This window comes from Limosilactobacillus ingluviei str. Autruche 4 (genome assembly GCF_000312405.1).
GTDB classification, from domain to species: domain Bacteria; phylum Bacillota; class Bacilli; order Lactobacillales; family Lactobacillaceae; genus Limosilactobacillus; species Limosilactobacillus ingluviei.
The window spans coordinates 136,093-152,466 of sequence record NZ_HE997175.1; the positions used below are offsets into that span (position 1 = coordinate 136,093).

Below are 16,374 nucleotides of genomic sequence, written 5' to 3' on the forward strand. Positions count from 1 at the left end.
CCGATGAAACAAGCAATGACACCGGAAGAAATCAAGGCGCAAAAGCCGTACTTGGATTGGAGCCTCTCTGAACGCGAATACAATTACATTGCAGAAGAGTTGCTGGGCCGTTTGCCAAATTACACGGAAACGGGACTGTACTCCGCCATGTGGAGTGAACACTGTTCTTATAAGAAGTCTAAGCCGGTCTTGCGCCTGTTCCCTAACAAGAACGCCCGCGTCCTGCAAGGGCCGGGAGAAGGGGCCGGCGTAGTTGACATTGACGATGGCCAAGCGGTCGTTTTTAAGGCCGAAAGCCACAATCACCCGTCGACGGTCGAACCCTACCAAGGGGCGGCCACGGGGGTTGGTGGGATTCTGCGGGACATCTTCTCGATGGGCGCGCGGCCGATCGCCTCACTGGATTCGCTGCACTTTGGCGAGCTGGATAACCCCACGATGAAAATGAAGGTCCAAGACACCGTCAAGGGGATCGGGGATTACGGCAACTGCATGGGGATTCCAACGATTGCGGGGGAAACGACCTTTGATCCCTGCTATTCCGGTAATCTGCTGGTCAATGCGATGAGCGTGGGGTTGATGGACCAAAAGCACCTGCAAAAGGGGACGGCAAACGGGATTGGCAACGCCGTGATGTACGTAGGCGCCAAGACTGGTCGGGACGGGATCCACGGCGCGACCTTTGCCTCAGCGGATTTCTCGGATGAAAATGCGACCCAGCGTTCTGCCGTGCAAGTCGGGGATCCCTTCATGGAAAAATTGTTGATGGAAGCCTGCTTGGAATTGATTGAACAACACGCCGACTGGCTGGTCGGCATCCAAGACATGGGGGCGGCCGGGATTGTTTCCTCCAGTGCCGAAATGGCTAGCGAAGGGCAAGCCGGGATGGAATTAAACTTGGATTTGGTTCCGCAACGTGAACCCAACATGTCGGCTTACGAAATCATGCTGTCGGAATCGCAAGAGCGGATGTTGCTCTGTGTGGTCAAGGGGCACGAAGCAGATGTGCAAGCGATCTTTAAGAACTACGACTTGGAAGCCGTGGTCATTGGTCGGATTACCGCCGGTCACGACTATGTGCTGCACCACGACGGTCAAGAAGTCTGCCACATTCCGGTTTCGACCTTGACCGATGACGTCTTGGAAGAAGCCAGTGAAGAACGCGAGCCCGCCCGCCTAAAAGCGGCTAAGCAAGCGCCCGCTTGGGTGCCGGGAATCAAGGACGCCGGCGCGACCTTGCGCCAACTGTTGGCGCAAAGCACGATTGCTGATAAGTCGGTCTTTTTTGAACAATACGACTCGATGGTCCGGACCTCAACCGTAGTGGGGCCAGGTTCGGATGCGGGGGTTCTGCGGGTGCGCGGCACGCGCAAGGGGCTGGCGATGACGACCGATGGCAATGGGCGCTTTGTCTACCTCGATCCCGAAATCGGGGGCAAGATGGCTTTGACCGAAGCGGCTGCGAACTTGATTGCGACCGGGGCCGAACCATTAGCGATTACTGACTGTTTGAACTACGGGGACCCGACCGATCCAGAAATTTTCTGGGAACTTCACCATTCCGTCATGGGGATGGCGGAAGCCTGCCGGGTCTTTGATACCCCCGTCATTTCCGGGAATGTCTCCTTATATAACGAAAATAACGGTCAGGCGATCCATCCCACGCCGATGGTGGGGATGGTCGGCTTGATCAAAAACCTGGACCGGGTGATCCCAATGGCCGCCCAACACGCTGGCGATGCCGTTTACCTGCTGGGGCAAACTGGGGACGACTTTGCGGGTTCTGAATTACAAAAGCTGCTGACCGGCGACATTGCCGGGGCCTTAGCGGACTTTGATCTGCAGGCCACGCGGGACAACTTCCACCGTTTGTTGGCGGAAATGCAAGCTGGTCACATCGCCAGTGCGCACGACCTGGCTGAAGGGGGTCTGGGGGTCGGCTTAGCCGAAATCCTCTTTAAGACTGAACTGGGGGTTAACTTAACGTTAACCTTGACCAAGGACCAGTTCTTTGCCGAAACGGCCGGGCGGATGATTGTCACGGTGCCGGTTGAACACACGGCGGCCTTTGAGGCGGCCTTAGGGACGGCCGTCACTAAGGTCGGGGAAGTTACCAACAGTCACTGGCTGCAAGTTCGGCTGGCCGATGGGCAAGTCAACGAAAACGTTCAAGCATTGCAAACGATCTGGGAGGAGGCGATTCCGTGCCAGCTGAAATCAAAGGATTAAATGAAGAGTGTGGGGTCTTTGGGGTCTTCGGGGCGCCAGAAGCCAACCACCTAGCCTACCTGGGCTTGCATACGTTGCAACACCGGGGCCAAGAAGGGGCCGGGATCGTCACGACCGATGGCACTGAAATGTATCAGTACCGCAACCGCGGGCTGTTGGCCCAGGTCTTCAAAAATCAGGCCGACTTGGACCACTTGGTGGGCGAGGCAGCGATTGGGCACGTGCGCTATGCCACGGCGGGGCGCCACACCCTAGCCAATGTCCAACCCTTCTTATTCCGCTTTCACGATGGGGACGTGGCCCTGGCCCACAATGGGAACTTGACCAACGCAGTGACCTTGCGGCGGCAATTAGAAGATGAAGGGGCCGTCTTCCAATCTGACTCGGACTCCGAGATTTTGATTCACCTGATTCGTAAGCACATTAAGCAGGGCTTCATTCCCGCCCTCAAGCAGAGTTTGAACGAATTGCGCGGGGGCTTTGCCTTCTTGCTCTTACAAAAGGACCGCTTGATTGCAGCCTTGGACCCGAATGGCTTTCGGCCCTTGGTCTTAGGCCAGCTGCCGGACGGGGCCTACGTGGTGGCCAGTGAATCGTGTGCCTTGGATATTGTCGGGGCCAAACTGCTCCGGGATGTCCAACCCGGGGAACTGTTGGTCATCGACCGGGCTGGCTTGCATGAAGATCACTTTACGACCAAGACCCAATTGGCAATCTGCTCGATGGAATACGTCTACTTTGCCCGGCCGGATTCGATCATTCACGGGGTGACGGTGCATAACGCGCGCAAGCGGATGGGCAAACTCTTGGCGGCAGAACACCCCGTCGACGCCGATATTGTGATTGGGGTGCCGAATTCTTCACTGTCGGCCGCTTCCGGGTATGCCGAAGGGGCAGGATTGCCGTATGAAATGGGGTTGATCAAGAGCCAATACGTCGCCCGCAGCTTTATCCAACCAACCCAAGCCCTCCGGGAACGGGCGGTGGCGCTGAAGCTGTCTGCCGTGCGGGGGGTCGTGGCTGGTAAAAAAGTCGCCGTCGTTGATGATTCGATCGTGCGGGGGACGACCTCGCAAAAGTTGGTCAAGATGCTGCGCGACGCCGGGGCCAAGGAAGTCCACTTGCTGATTGCTTCCCCACCGTTCCGTTTCCCGTGCTTCTACGGGATTGACGTGTCGACCCGGGCGGAATTGATGGCGGCCCACTACTCAATCGAAGAAATGCGCCAGCAGATCGGTGCCGACTCGCTCCACTTCTTGAGCGTGGCTAATTTGATTAAGGCCATCGACCTCAAGGACACTGGCGATGCGCCTTACCAAGGCTTGACGGTGGCCTACTTCAATGGGGATTACCCGACGCCGCTGTATGATTACGAAGCAAGCTACCTTGCGTCATTTAATGCGCAGGAACAACGGATGCGAAAGGAGCAACTCAAGTCATGAATCGGTACCAAGCCGCCGGGGTGGATGTCACCGCCGGCTATGAACTGGTAAAAAAGATCAAGGCCGACGTGGCCTCGACCAAGCGGCCCGGCGTCCGCGGCGGAATCGGCAGTTTTGGTGGGTTGTTTGATTTAGGAAGTTTGAATTACCACCACCCGGTCTTGGTCGCCGGCACCGATGGGGTCGGCACCAAATTGATGATTGCCCAGGCCGTGGGGGATCACACCACGGTCGGTATCGACCTGGTGGCGATGTGCGCCAACGACGTTCTCGCCCAGGGGGCGGAACCGCTCTTCTTTTTGGATTACATTGCGACCGGGAAGAACGTACCGGCCAAGATGGCGGCGATCGTCAGCGGGGTAGCGGCAGGCTGTCGGCAAGCGGGATGTGCCCTGCTTGGTGGCGAAACGGCTGAAATGCCGGACATGTACGCGCAAGATGAATACGATTTGGCCGGAACCCTGACCGGCGCGGCTGAAAAGGAGCAGTTGTTGACGGCTGACCGGCCCCAGGCGGGCGATGTCTTATTGGGATTAGCATCCAGCGGGGTGCACTCGAATGGCTTCTCCCTGGTCCGCCAAATCGTCCAGGAGGCCGGGATGACCTATGCCGACCGGCCGGCCGCCCTTGCTGGCGCCAGCTTCGGCGAAGCCCTGCTGACACCGACTAAAATTTACGTGCCCGCCGTCTTACCATTGGTTCAGGCCGGTCAGGTTCACGGGATCGCCCACATTACTGGGGGCGGGCTACCGGAGAATTTACCACGGATGTTTGGTGACGCGCTCCAAGCGGTGGTTGATCCGGCCACGTGGTCCCGCCCGGCGATCTTTGATTGGTTGCTGGCAGCCGGCGACTTGAGTTTGGCTGATGCCTTTGCAACCTTTAACATGGGGCTTGGGCTGATCTTAGCGGTGGCGCCGGACCAAGTGGCTTCGGTGCAAGCGGTCCTAGCCGCGGCCGGGGAACCTGCCGTTGAAGTCGGTCGCTTGCAGGCCCGACCAGCTGGCGCGGCCAAGCTGGTCATCAAAGGGGTGACGGTGAACGGCACGGAAGAGAAAGAGGAAGAGAAATGAGAGTAGCAGTTCTTGCGTCCGGGAACGGGACCAACTTTGAAGTCATTGCCGAACGCTACCAACAACATGCGTTGCCAGGCGAATTGGCCCTGCTGTTTTGCAACCACCCGGACGCCCCGGTGATGCAGCGGGCCGCTCGGTTTGGCGTTCCGGCGGTCAGCTTTACCGTTAAGGAATGTGGTGGCAAAGACGCCTATGAAGCCCGCTTGCTGCAGGTGCTCAAGGATTACCAAATTGATTTCATCGCCTTAGCGGGCTATTTACGGGTGGTCGGGCCAACGATTTTAGCGGCCTACCCGAACCGGATCGTCAATCTCCACCCGGCCCTTTTGCCGGCCTATCCGGGCTTGCACTCGATAGAACGGGCCTTTGAAGCTGGCGATGCCCAAACCGGGGTGACCGTCCACTATATCGATGCCGGGCTGGATTCTGGGCCGATTATCGCCCAAGCGCCGGTCCCGATTTTGCCGACGGATGATTTAGCGACGTTGGAAGCCCGGGTGCATGCAAAAGAACATGAGCTGTACCCAGCAGTATTGCAGGATGTCTTGACCCAACTGGAAAATGAGGAGGAAAAGTAATGCGTGCCTTAGTAAGTGTATCGGATAAGACGGGATTGGTACCTTTTGTCAAGGGCCTGGTGGCAGCCGGCTTTGAAATTGTCTCCACTGGTGGGACCAAGCGGGCCTTGGATGATGTGGGCCTGCCCACGATCGGCATCGAAGAAGTCACGGGCTTTCCGGAAATTATGGACGGCCGGGTCAAGACCTTGCACCCGAAGGTTCACGCCGGCCTCTTAGCCCGGCGTGATCGGGAAGACGACATGGCGACCCTGGCGGAAAAGGAAATTACCCCGATCGACCTGGTGGCCGTGAACCTCTACCCCTTCAAACAAACGATTGAAGATCAGACCAAGGACTTGGCCGATGCAATTGAAAACATTGATATTGGCGGCCCGTCGATGATCCGGGCGGCGGCGAAGAATTACCGCGATGTGACGGTCGTCGTCGACAGTGACGACTACGACCGGGTGCTGGCGGAATTAAAGACGGCGGGACACACCAACGCGGAATTGCGGGCCGATTTGGCCGCGAAGGCCTTCCGCCATACCGCCGCTTACGACGCCGTGATCGCCGGTTACTTGACCAAGCAGATCGCCACCACGCCAGCTAAGACGCTGACCTTGACCTTTGATAAGGAAGCGGACCTACGTTACGGGGAAAACAGCCACCAAAAGGCGACCCTCTACCGGGATGCGGTCCCAACCACCAACTTCTCCCTGCTTAGCGCCAAGCAACTGCACGGCAAGCAGCTGTCTTACAACAACATCAAGGATGCCGACGCGGCGATGCGGACGGTGCGCGAATTTACGGCGCCAACCGTCGTGGCGATGAAGCACATGAACCCGTGCGGGATCGGGACGGCCGAAACGTTAGAGGCCGCGTGGGACCGGGCTTACCAGGCAGATTCGGTCTCCATTTTTGGTGGGGTAATTGCCCTCAACCGGCCGGTTGATTTGGCCACCGCCGAAAAGATGCACCAAATTTTCTTGGAAATCATCATTGCACCAAGCTTTGATGAAGACGCCCTGGCCGTTTTGACCAAAAAGAAGAACCTGCGCTTGTTGCAAGTTGACTTCAAGGCGCCCGAAACGCCGGAACCTGAATTAGTCTCTGTGATGGGCGGATTGTTGGTTCAAGATGAAGACGTCTTAGCTGAAGACCCGACCACTTGGCAAGTCGCCACTGAGACCCAGCCAACGCCAGAACAATTGCAGACGCTGGCCTTTGCTTGGAAGGCGGTTAAGCACGTCAAGTCCAATGCGATCGTGGTGGCCAACGGTGAACGGACCCTCGGGGTCGGGGCTGGCCAACCGAACCGGATTGATTCGCTTAAGATTGCCGTTAAGCACGCTGGGGAGGCGATTGACGACACGGCCGTGATGGCCTCAGATGCCTTCTTCCCGTTTGACGACTGCGTGAAGTTCGCGGCCGAACACGGTATCAAGGCGATCGTCCAACCAGGGGGTTCGGTCCGGGACCAAGAATCAATCGACGCGGCCAACGCGACCGGGATCGCGATGGTCTTTACCGGGATTCGCCACTTCCGCCACTAAAATTGGGGCTGGAGGAATGATCATGAACAAACAAAATGTGTTGGTAATCGGCGCGGGGGGCCGCGAATTTGCGATCGCCAAGGCCTTAAAGCAAAGCCCCCAGGTGGCAGAAGTCTACTGTGCCCCGGGTAACGTCGGAATGGCCAGCGTCGGTGTCCAAACCGTGCCGCTGGCGGAAAATGACTTTGCTGGTTTAATTGATTTTGCCCAGACCCACCAAGTCGCCTGGACCTTTGTCGGCCCGGAAACCGCCCTGGTGGACGGGATTGTCGATGAATTTCACCAGGCCGGCTTAAAGATCTTGGGGCCAACGGCACGGGCCGCTCAACTGGAAGGGTCGAAGGATTATGCCCTGAACTTTATGAATAAGTACGGGGTGCCAACGGCTAAGCACACTACCTACGATAATGCGACCGCCGCTTTAGCGGCCGTAGCCCAGTACGGCTTCCCCCTGGTGATTAAAGCCAACGGGCTGGAAGGTGGCAAGGGGGTCGTAATCGCCCCGGATCAGGCCAAGGCGGAAACGACGATCAAGGAGATGTTTGCCGCCGGCCAGGACCGCCTGGTGCTGGAGGAGTGCTTGACGGGGCCGGAATATTCCCTCTTTGTCCTGATTGAAAACGGCCAGTACCGGATCTTACCGATGGCCCAGGATCACAAGCGGGCTTACGATGGTGACCAGGGCCCCAATACCGGGGGGATGGGCGCTTACAGTCCGCTGCCCCAATTGGCGCCGGCTGATCGGCAACGAATGATTGATGAAGTCGTTGAACCCACCATTCAGGGGCTGATTGCCGGGGGCTATCACTACCACGGGATTCTCTATATTGGGCTGATGCTGACGCCAACGGGACCGAAGGTGATTGAATATAACGTCCGACTCGGTGATCCGGAAACCCAGGTGATTCTGCCACGGCTGGCCACCGATCTCTTTGATCTGGTCGACGCCTGCTTAAACGATCGTGAAATGCCGGTGATCGAAGAAAAGGCGGAGGCGGTCTTGGGCGTGGTCTTAGCGGCCAAGGGTTACCCACAAGCCCCAGTTCATGGCCAAGCCTTGGGCCCATTCCCTGAAGCGCCGGGGATCGCAATTGATTATGCCAACGTCGCCGGGAGTTTGGACGCCTTGACGGGCGCTGGCGGCCGGCTGCTGATGGTGATCGGCACGGCCACGAAGCTAGCTACGGCGCAACGGCAAGTGTACGATTATTTAGCGCAATTGGATGAACCAGCCTGTGAATACCGTCATGATATTGGTGATAAGGCGCTGAAATAATCTTATAAATACCCTCACGTCAGATAACTGACGTGAGGGTATTTTAGTAGAAATTATGTAATGAAAAAAAGATCGAATCCACTGATAAACCAAAATGTATGTAGATTAGATAAAAATAATTTGGTAAAACTTCTCTGAAGAATTTAAGAAATTATGAAATTTAAGTGAGGTTCGATTATGGATAAGAAACAAGCGATTATTGCCGCTGCTGCCTTAGCTGGAACAACGGTGATTGGCGTTCAGACTGCTCAAGCTGATACAGCTGATCAGCCGGTTCAACTTAACCTTAGTGGGAGCCTTAGCCTTAAGTATGGTGGGCCTGTTAGGCTTAACAGAAACTAGTCGCAAATTTAAGCTATTTAAGTGATGATATTTTTACTGTGTTACTGACATAAACTAAGCTCGATTACCAACTCATTATAATGTTGAGTGGTAACCGAGTTTTTGTTTTACAGGGATGAATTAACTGAAAACGCTCACTAGTTCTGATATGATGAATAAAAGTTTGCTTTATTGGAAGGAGTGGGGAACGTGTCGCGAAACATAAAGATGAAACGGCCGAAGTTTGAAGGGAATCGCAAAGAACAAGTGGCGCAAGCAAAGGAACGCCGGGTGGCATTATTACAACGGGCGAAACAAAAACAGGCTCAGCCGTCAGTTGATCACGCCCCCCAAGTTAAAGCGGCCCCGCAGTCTAACCAACAGGTCCAGCACTTGGAGCGGCAAATCGCAAGTTTAAAGCAACGACTAAATCAACAGACCGCCCAAGCCGCTCGGCAAGTTCAAAAGCAAGCGTGTCAACTGCGTAAACTGCGGCAAACCAATCACCAGTTACGTTTGGCTAATCGCCAACTACGGCATCAAACGGACGCTGAGCTAGCTCGACAACAAGCTCAAAGTGCTGCTGAATTGGCCCGTGCCCAGGAGGCATTGGCGCAAGTGCAAAAAGAACGGGAATTTTTAGCGGCGTGTGGTTGGGATGGCTCAGAAACGATGCATTCGCTTCACGAACGGCAGGCAGCGCTGACGACTTGGTGGATCTTGGCTTACCAAGCATCCGCCCGGTGTTTTTATGAGCAACGCCGGCTGGTTGCCGATAGCTTGGCACGCCAGGAACGATACCGGCGTGAGCGGAAAGAATGGGAAAAGAAATATAAGGCTGCCAAGTAAAATAGTGACGGTACCCGTCACCAACTAAAGCGCTTGAAGCAGGAAATGGCTTGGGAGCGTGCTCAACATGCCAATACTCGGGGCGAAGAGTGGCTGGGGCGCTTGATTAATCACCTTGATCCGACAACGCTAAGTCAATATGATCGTTTGGCGGAATTAAATGAAAAAATGTTGGCAACGTTTAGTGAGACCAGTCAATTGACCCTCGGCGGCCAGCCGGCGGCGCTTAAGTTTGTTTATGGTTACTTAAAGATTGTTGATGATCAGTATTTTATTCATGATGTTAATCATCAACGAGAATTTCCGCTGTTGGTCAGTGATAGCCAACAGCAAAATCCTAAGTTGGCGGATGGGGTGGCAATTAAGGCCCGGCGTGATTTGGCGACGGGAACGTATGCCCTGGTGCGGGTGCTGCCAGTAATCAATCAGGTTGACCACCATCAACAAAAGTTGCGCGCGACGGTCAAACGAAAGCGCCAGCCTGGTCAAAGCGAGCAAGGGGGGATCAAATTAACTCAGCCGGCCCAGCTAGCTTGGCTGGCTCAACAGAAGGTCTTGGTGGTGGGCAATAAGCCGGCCCAAGCCTTTGCGGATGAATTAAAACCGTACGTGGAAGTAAAGCTGATGGATGGTTATGAGGATCAACCGCGGGCGATTTTTACGGCAATGCAGGCGGCCGACTTTGTTTTTATTCTGATCGATAGCGTCCCGCACGCGATTACTGATTATACGAAGACGCAGCCGAGCTTGGCGCCGACCAGTCGTAAGGTTCAAATTTTTCGCAACCCGCGCCGCGAAGCAGGGGTGATTCGGCTTAGTTACTTGTATGCGACCCGGAATGACTAAAAAGGCGGTTGGTGAGCAGGATAATTTGATACACTTAGAAGAAATGACTGTTAAAGGGGAAATGAGATTATGAAGTCTCGGTTTGGCTTAATGGTTTTATTGGTACTGGGGTTATTATTATTTGGCCTTAGTCAAACTGCGTTACTAGTTGCAGCATCCGACACGTCCCAAGAAACGGCCATCAAACGGGCTGTCGTCAAGAAGGGGAAGCTTAGGTACCTAAGGGCCCGTTTTCCCGCCCTATACCAACGGGAATGGGAAATTGAGCAGAATGATGATGGCGACTATGAGGTAACCGGCTTCTTTAAGTTGCGCGGACATTTACGGCATTTTGAAGCGGTCGTGGAAGAAGAGGCGGGCGAGTATCGGTGTACCGATTTTCAACGTGGCTATTGACTGCTTGGCAAATCAGTTGAGCTTGACCAGATTGAGCTTGTATAATGGTAATGTAAGCGATATCTCGGTAAACAGAAAGGGGTCTTTCGATGATTTTGATTAATGTGCACTGCGATGTTGATCCAGCTAAGCGCGACGCCTTTAAGGACTACTTAAAGAACCTAGTCGAAAAGTCGCGCCAGGATCAAGGAAACCTCTTTTACACCTACTTGATTGATGGCCTCGACGAAAATAAGTTTATGATCGTTGAAAATTGGGCGGATCAAGCTGCCATTGATGCCCACAACAAGACGGCGCACTTGCAAGACTTCTTGCAAAACGCCCGCTCCTATTTGACGAAAGATTTCGTGATTCGGATCGCGGAAGTTGCGGAATAATCGAACGTAAAAATCGGTCACTTTGCTTGCTGGCAAGGTGACCGATTTATTATTCCACGACGGTTAGCTTGGCCTTTTCCATCGCTTGTTCACTGAGGGCTTGACCGATCCCAGGACGGTCGGGTACGTGGTAGTAACCATCAACGGGTTGGTAGTGGAAGCGGCCGCTTTGGTAGTTGTCAGGCTTTAAGTTAATCTCGTGTTCTTCGTGGATCACGAAATTGCTAATGGCAGCTTCAACTTGCAGCGTTGCAGCGGTCGCAATTGGCCCGCCACAGGTGTGGAATTGCACCCCGACGCCGTAGGCACTGGCGAGGTGGGCAATTTTTACCGCTTCAGAAATTCCACCGCAAACGCCAAGATCGGGTTGGACGATGCCGACACTTTGGTGTTCTAAGAAGGGTTTGAACTGCCACCGGGTCGTTAAGCGTTCACCAGTCGCCAAGGGGATCGCCGTATGTTGAGCGACGGTCGCAAATTCTTGCTGCTCTAAAGAACTAAAGGGTTCTTCATAGTAATAAATGTTCAGTGGAACGAGGCGCTGAGCAAATTGAATGGCCGCCTGGGGTTCTAATTTGCCGTGACATTCGACGATCAGATCAGCATTAGGGCCAATCGTTTCACGCACAGCAGCAACCCGCTCAACGGCTGCTTGGAGCTGGTGTTGGGATAAGAGGTAACGGTTCGCCACAAAGCGTTGCTCTTCTTCAAACTGGAGCGGATCCAGTTTGAAAGCCGTATAACCTTCTTCCACCGCCGTTTTCGCCACTTGAGCAAATTCAGCGGGGGTTTTAACCAGCCGAGACTGAGCTTCCCAACCGTACTGTAATTGGCTGGCATACGCGCGTAGTTTAGCATTGGTTTGCCCACCTAACAATTCATAGACCGGGACCCCGAGGACTTTCCCCTTCAAGTCCCAAAGGGCGCAGTCCAGGGCACTGATGGCGGAATAAAAGATCGCCCCACCGCTTTTGGCCCAAAAGGTATGCTGATAGAAGCGTTGCCAGTGATGCTCAATTTGCAGTGGATCCTGGTGGATTAACATTTGCCCAAGGTCTTTGAGGGCGGCGACTGCGGCGGTTTGACCATGGCCATAAGCAATCCCCGCTTCGCCAAAGCCACTTACCCCAGTGTCAGTAATGAGGCGCACAACGACGGGATGCCAGTACTTCTTCAGCCGGGCCCAGTGTAGTTGATAGATTTCGACCCGTTGGATTTGCATAGGTTATTCCCCCTTGACCGAAGCTGGCACCTTAAAGTACTTCACGTCCTTATCGGCCGGCTTTTTCGTTAGATCGTGGCCGTAGTACTTAATCATAATCTTAGAGAGGGTCCCATCTTTTTGGAGTTTGGCCAGTTCCTTGTTGATCTTTTTTTGCAGGCCGGGTTCATGCTTGTTGATCAAAAAGCCGATCCCTTTGCCCATCAGGTTGGTCCGGTAGTACAGTCCCTTGGCCATGGTCAAGCCTTGGATCTTACTGCGCTTCATGCCAGTGCTTAAGCCGTAGTAGTCATTTGGAATGAAATCGGTCTTGCCGTTGGCCACGTCATTCATTAACCCATTGGCACTATCGTAGTTGACCAATTTCGCACCCATGAATTGAGCGAAACGTTGGTTGGAAGTCCCGGCTTCCCCTGCGGACTTCTTACCCTTTAGATCACTCCAAGAGTGGATGCCGGATTGGTCTTTGGCCCGGACCAGCAATCCCCCAAAGGAGTATTTGTACGGGGTTGAAAAGAGGTACCGTTTGGCATAAACGGAGGACAGATTAAAGTTCCCGGCAGCTAAATCGGCTTTCCCAGACGCGACGGCGGTTAGTTCACCCGCGACATTCAACTCTTTGAATTCCACTTTCATCCCTAATCCCTTGGCAACTTGGCGGGCGATTTCAACTTCATAGCCCGTCAGGTGCCCCTTCTTATCATGGAATGAAGAAGCATACATATCCCCAGGAGTTGCAACGACCAGGGTCTTTTTATCGTTGGTTGCCGCTTGGGCGGCTTTTAAGTGTTGCCAGCCCAAGGTTCCAGCCAAACTAAAGCCGACCACTGCCGCCGTTGCGGCTAAGGCGGTGAAGAAACGTTTTTTATTCCAGTGCATGATCAAGACTCCTTTAAAAATTTAATGGTTATTGCTTTAATTTTAATCTTGTTGAAAACGATTTCAACAGTTGGCTTGGCGGGTGATTTGTAATTATTTTCACAGTTTGATAGACGAAAACTAGATAAATGTCTATTTAAACCCGTCGGCTAGGAGTTGGCGGGTCAGCAATTTATGGAAAATTATATGAAAAATTAGGGTGACAAAGTTTCTTGTATGAATTTTTCGTCGAATGTCCTTAGAAAGGCGAACATAACAGGGACGAGCTAAGTTTAGTCTAACCATTGCTGAAACGGAGATAAAAAAATAAATTACAGTGCAATTAACGAACAATAAGATTCCTGCTAAGTTCAAGCCGCTAACGATTGGCTAAACTAGGCGGGCCAAGTGAAAGGGCATACCCGGGGTTCCGTTAGTGATTTTTTGTATATAAAATCACAAAATTGCTCATTTTTTTAAATTAGTTCAAATCAGCCGGCGGAACGCTTACAATAATGGCAATAGTTATTGAGGGGATGAAAGCAATGCTGTACTTGGATTTACAAAACGGGGGCGAATTGTTAAAGGACATGTTGACCTTTCAAGCGTTACCGGAATTTTTACAGCAACACCCGCGCTTTGTGGGGCAGACGTTGCTGTACTTTTATTCGCCAGCCCGGCCAACGGTGATTTGTGGGCACTTTCAAAACGTGTACCGTGAAGTGGATCTGAGCTACTTGCGCGCGCACGAAATTGCATTAGTGCGGCGCAATTCTGGTGGTGGGGCCGTTTATGTTGATGCGGGTGATTTAACCTATGTCTATATTGCCCCAGCTGGCGCAGACAAAAACGCGCAGTTGAAACAGTACCTGCAGCCAATTTTAGCGGCCTTACGGGAGCTGGGGATTGATGCTCAAATGACGGGCCGGAATGATTTAACGTATCGGGGACGAAAATTTTCCGGGATGTCCTTTGCCAAGGTCGGCAAGCAAATGTCGTACGGGGGAACGTTGATGTTTGACGTTGATACGGCAACGGCCAGTCACGTCTTGACGCCGTCACCAGCCAAGTTGGCCAACCGGGGGATTCATTCGGTCCACCAACGGGTCATTAATCTCAAGCCGTATTTGAAGCAAGCGGAGTTTACGGTTAAGGATTTGCAAGTGGCGATTTTGCGGCAAGTGGCAAGGGTAAACGACCTTCAAACTACTCAGCTGACCTCTACGGAGTGGGCAGCGGTGCAAACCCTGGCTCAGCAAAAGTATGGGCAACCCAGTTGGATTTATGGTCACAACCGGACCCCGTACTACGTTGATGCCTATTTTCCGGGTGTGGGGAACTTTGGCATTGGTTTTGCGGTACAAGCGCAACGCTTAAGTCAGGTCAGCCTGGCTGGCGATTTGTTGACCGTTGATCAAAGCCAGGCCACGGCCCTGGAAAAAGCGCTCAGTGGTGTCCCACTGGCTGTGGACCCAATCAAAGCCGTCTTGCAGCAGGGAGGCTTGGCAACCGCTTTGGCGCCTTCAGCTCCGGCGGTGTTGGCAGCTAAAATGGTGGCGGCCCGTGCGCATGAAAGCTAAAAAATCCCCGCGTGGCAAAGCACGCCGGGATTAGAAATATGATTTACTTCTTCACCTTATCCAAAGCCGCGCCGATCTGATCGGTCAAGTCTTGGTTGGCAAAGCTGGCGGTGTCGGCTGGGAAGCCGTTGGCCGCCCGGTAGAGGGCGTCTTCAAATTGGCCCATTGAGAGGGTGTTGGCCACGGCAAAGTTGTAACCCAGTTGGTTTTGGAAGTCCACTACGGCTTTCGAAGTCCCGTGGTGGGCCTTACTCTTGACGAGGATGACCAGGTCCGCGCCGCGCAATTTGCTCTTGAGGTAGCTCTTTTGAGTCTTGAAGCCATCGATCACGGTTGGTTCCCCACCGTACAGGCGGATGGTGGCTTCGTAGTCTTCGTGTTCTTGGCGGTTGCCGACTAAGACGGCGACGGTTTGGCCGCTCAAATCAATGCCGGGGTAGCGTTTTTCCGTGGGAACACTGAGCGTGGTCGCCGGTTTAGCACGCTTTTTGGCAGCTTGCTTGGCCGCCGTTTTTTCAGCCGTCGTTGGGTAGGTCCAGCGAATCCGCATGGAGTCCGGATCGTTGGTGTACCAAGCTAATTCAACGATCGAGCCGTTGGTGGCTTGCAAGTTGTCTTCATCTAATAAGAAGGCGTACTTCTTGCCGTTGACCAATAGCGGTTCGTTGTTGGAATTAAAGGTGACCCGCAAGTGCCGCTTATGCTTGTTTACCACCCCAAAGTCAAAGGTTTGAATCTGCTGGGCATCGTCAAACTTCAGGTCACCAAGGTGATCAATTTGGCGCAGGGCCTTGTGGACGAAAATATCGGTCGGGTTGATGTCGGCCTTGACGATCGTCCCGGAGACCAGGTTAAACTTGCGGACGATTGTTTCGCTGATGTGACCAGCTGCTTGGCCGCTGTCGGTCAATAGTTGGGCTCCGGTCAGCTCCCGTTGGACGACGTATTGCCCCTTTTGACTGTTAAAGGGCGCCGGGGCCTTTTTAACATCTTCCTTGGCCAGGGCCGCCGCCATGGGGTTGGCACTTGGCACGGGCTTGGTCGCCTTAGCCGGGGATGGTTTCGGTTTGGGTTGGGGCGCCGGCTTGGGCAGGCGAGGGGCCATTACCGCTTGGGCCTGGGCCAGCAATTGCTTCACCGGGGTGAGCCGGCTGGCCAGGACGGTTTGGTCAGCTTCACTTAAGTCCGCTTCGAGCTTGGCTAGCCGTTTGGTCAGGTTCACAAAAGCAGGGACAGCAGTGTTGGTTTGGTTAATAAAACCGGTTAATTCCTGCGCCAGGCCCTTGAGCTTGTTCAAGGCGGCATACTGATCACCATTCAACGGTGGCAGCGGCGCGGTTGGTTGGCTGATGACCGGGGCAGGCGCCGGCTTTACCGTGGTTGCACTAGCTGGGGTCGGTTGGCCGCTCGGCACGGCTGGGGCCAGGGCGGCCTTCGGTTTGGCGACCGCAGCTGATTTTGCTGGGGCCTGACTGGCGGGTGGGGCGACCGGGGTGCGGCGCGGGGCCGTTTCGTGGCGCTTGATCTGGAATTGGTGCGCCGGGGGTTGGTGGTTGCGCCGGTGAGTTGGCCGGCTGGTCCTATCGACTGGCAGGGCGTTGATCAAGTTCAGCGCTGCTTGCAGAATCGTGCGGCCTTGCGCCAGTTCGGCTGGGCTGGCGCCGATATTTTGGATGATGGTCATTAAATCATTGCGGTAATCGTACATCGCAATTCCTCCTTTAATATAGTGACGCCCCGAGGGGCAACGTAGCGTATTACTTTCATGATACCAGTTTTTGTCAGTGGT

The 16,374-nt window shown here is 54.0% G+C and carries 15 protein-coding genes; 12 read left to right on the plus strand and 3 right to left on the minus strand.

Annotated features, from left to right (window positions below):
• The first annotated feature begins 3 nt into the window (after positions 1-3).
• The 11 genes from purL (at position 4) to BN54_RS08005 (ending at position 10,925) form a co-directional block, all read left to right on the plus strand.
• Positions 4-2,229: a phosphoribosylformylglycinamidine synthase subunit PurL gene (gene purL, locus BN54_RS07960; RefSeq protein ID WP_019206661.1), complete on the plus strand. Its 2,226-nt coding sequence runs from the start codon at positions 4-6 to the stop codon at positions 2,227-2,229.
• Positions 2,205-3,671 carry an amidophosphoribosyltransferase gene (purF, locus tag BN54_RS07965; RefSeq protein ID WP_019206662.1) on the plus strand — a complete coding sequence of 489 codons (1,467 nt, stop codon included), beginning with the start codon at positions 2,205-2,207 and terminating at the stop codon, positions 3,669-3,671. The genes purL and purF overlap by 25 nt, the downstream gene beginning before the upstream one ends.
• Positions 3,668-4,744, plus strand: a complete 1,077-nt coding sequence (gene purM / locus BN54_RS07970; protein WP_019206663.1) for a phosphoribosylformylglycinamidine cyclo-ligase — start codon at positions 3,668-3,670, stop codon at positions 4,742-4,744. The genes purF and purM overlap by 4 nt, the downstream gene beginning before the upstream one ends.
• A complete protein-coding gene (gene purN / locus BN54_RS07975) occupies positions 4,741-5,325 on the plus strand; it encodes a phosphoribosylglycinamide formyltransferase (RefSeq protein WP_019206664.1) in 585 nt (194 codons plus the stop codon). The genes purM and purN overlap by 4 nt, the downstream gene beginning before the upstream one ends.
• Entirely contained in the window at positions 5,325-6,860 is a 1,536-nt protein-coding gene (gene purH, locus BN54_RS07980) for a bifunctional phosphoribosylaminoimidazolecarboxamide formyltransferase/IMP cyclohydrolase (RefSeq protein WP_019206665.1), read from the plus strand. The genes purN and purH overlap by 1 nt, the downstream gene beginning before the upstream one ends.
• A gap of 22 nt (positions 6,861-6,882) precedes the next feature.
• Entirely contained in the window at positions 6,883-8,136 is a 1,254-nt protein-coding gene (gene purD, locus BN54_RS07985) for a phosphoribosylamine--glycine ligase (protein WP_019206666.1), read from the plus strand.
• Positions 8,137-8,313: 177 nt separating this feature from the next.
• Complete coding sequence (locus BN54_RS10250) at positions 8,314-8,478, plus strand: hypothetical protein (protein ID WP_019206667.1); 165 nt, start codon at positions 8,314-8,316, stop codon at positions 8,476-8,478.
• A 189-nt stretch (positions 8,479-8,667) separates the two neighbouring features.
• Entirely contained in the window at positions 8,668-9,306 is a 639-nt protein-coding gene (locus BN54_RS07990; protein WP_155818355.1) for a hypothetical protein, read from the plus strand.
• Positions 9,307-9,351: 45 nt separating this feature from the next.
• Entirely contained in the window at positions 9,352-10,152 is an 801-nt protein-coding gene (locus BN54_RS07995; RefSeq protein ID WP_019206669.1) for a hypothetical protein, read from the plus strand.
• A gap of 69 nt (positions 10,153-10,221) precedes the next feature.
• A complete protein-coding gene (locus tag BN54_RS08000; RefSeq protein WP_019206670.1) occupies positions 10,222-10,548 on the plus strand; it encodes a hypothetical protein in 327 nt (108 codons plus the stop codon).
• 89 nt (positions 10,549-10,637) lie between these two features.
• Positions 10,638-10,925 (plus strand): putative quinol monooxygenase, encoded by a 288-nt coding sequence (locus tag BN54_RS08005; RefSeq protein ID WP_019206671.1) that lies wholly within the window; start codon positions 10,638-10,640, stop codon positions 10,923-10,925.
• A gap of 49 nt (positions 10,926-10,974) precedes the next feature.
• On the opposite strand, the gene BN54_RS08010 is transcribed toward BN54_RS08005, so the two are convergent.
• On the minus strand, positions 10,975-12,147 hold the full coding sequence (locus BN54_RS08010; RefSeq protein WP_019206672.1) for a mandelate racemase/muconate lactonizing enzyme family protein: 1,173 nt from the start codon (positions 12,145-12,147) through the stop codon (positions 10,975-10,977).
• A 3-nt stretch (positions 12,148-12,150) separates the two neighbouring features.
• Entirely contained in the window at positions 12,151-13,026 is an 876-nt protein-coding gene (locus tag BN54_RS08015; RefSeq protein ID WP_019206673.1) for a transporter substrate-binding domain-containing protein, read from the minus strand.
• A gap of 494 nt (positions 13,027-13,520) precedes the next feature.
• Here BN54_RS08015 and BN54_RS08020 point away from each other — a divergent pair, with 494 nt between their 5' ends.
• Positions 13,521-14,585, plus strand: a complete 1,065-nt coding sequence (locus BN54_RS08020) for a lipoate--protein ligase family protein (protein WP_081583835.1) — start codon at positions 13,521-13,523, stop codon at positions 14,583-14,585.
• 43 nt (positions 14,586-14,628) lie between these two features.
• Here the strand turns inward: BN54_RS08020 and BN54_RS08025 are convergent, their stop codons facing one another.
• Entirely contained in the window at positions 14,629-16,293 is a 1,665-nt protein-coding gene (locus tag BN54_RS08025; RefSeq protein ID WP_019206676.1) for a DUF2325 domain-containing protein, read from the minus strand.
• Positions 16,294-16,374 lie beyond the last annotated feature (81 nt).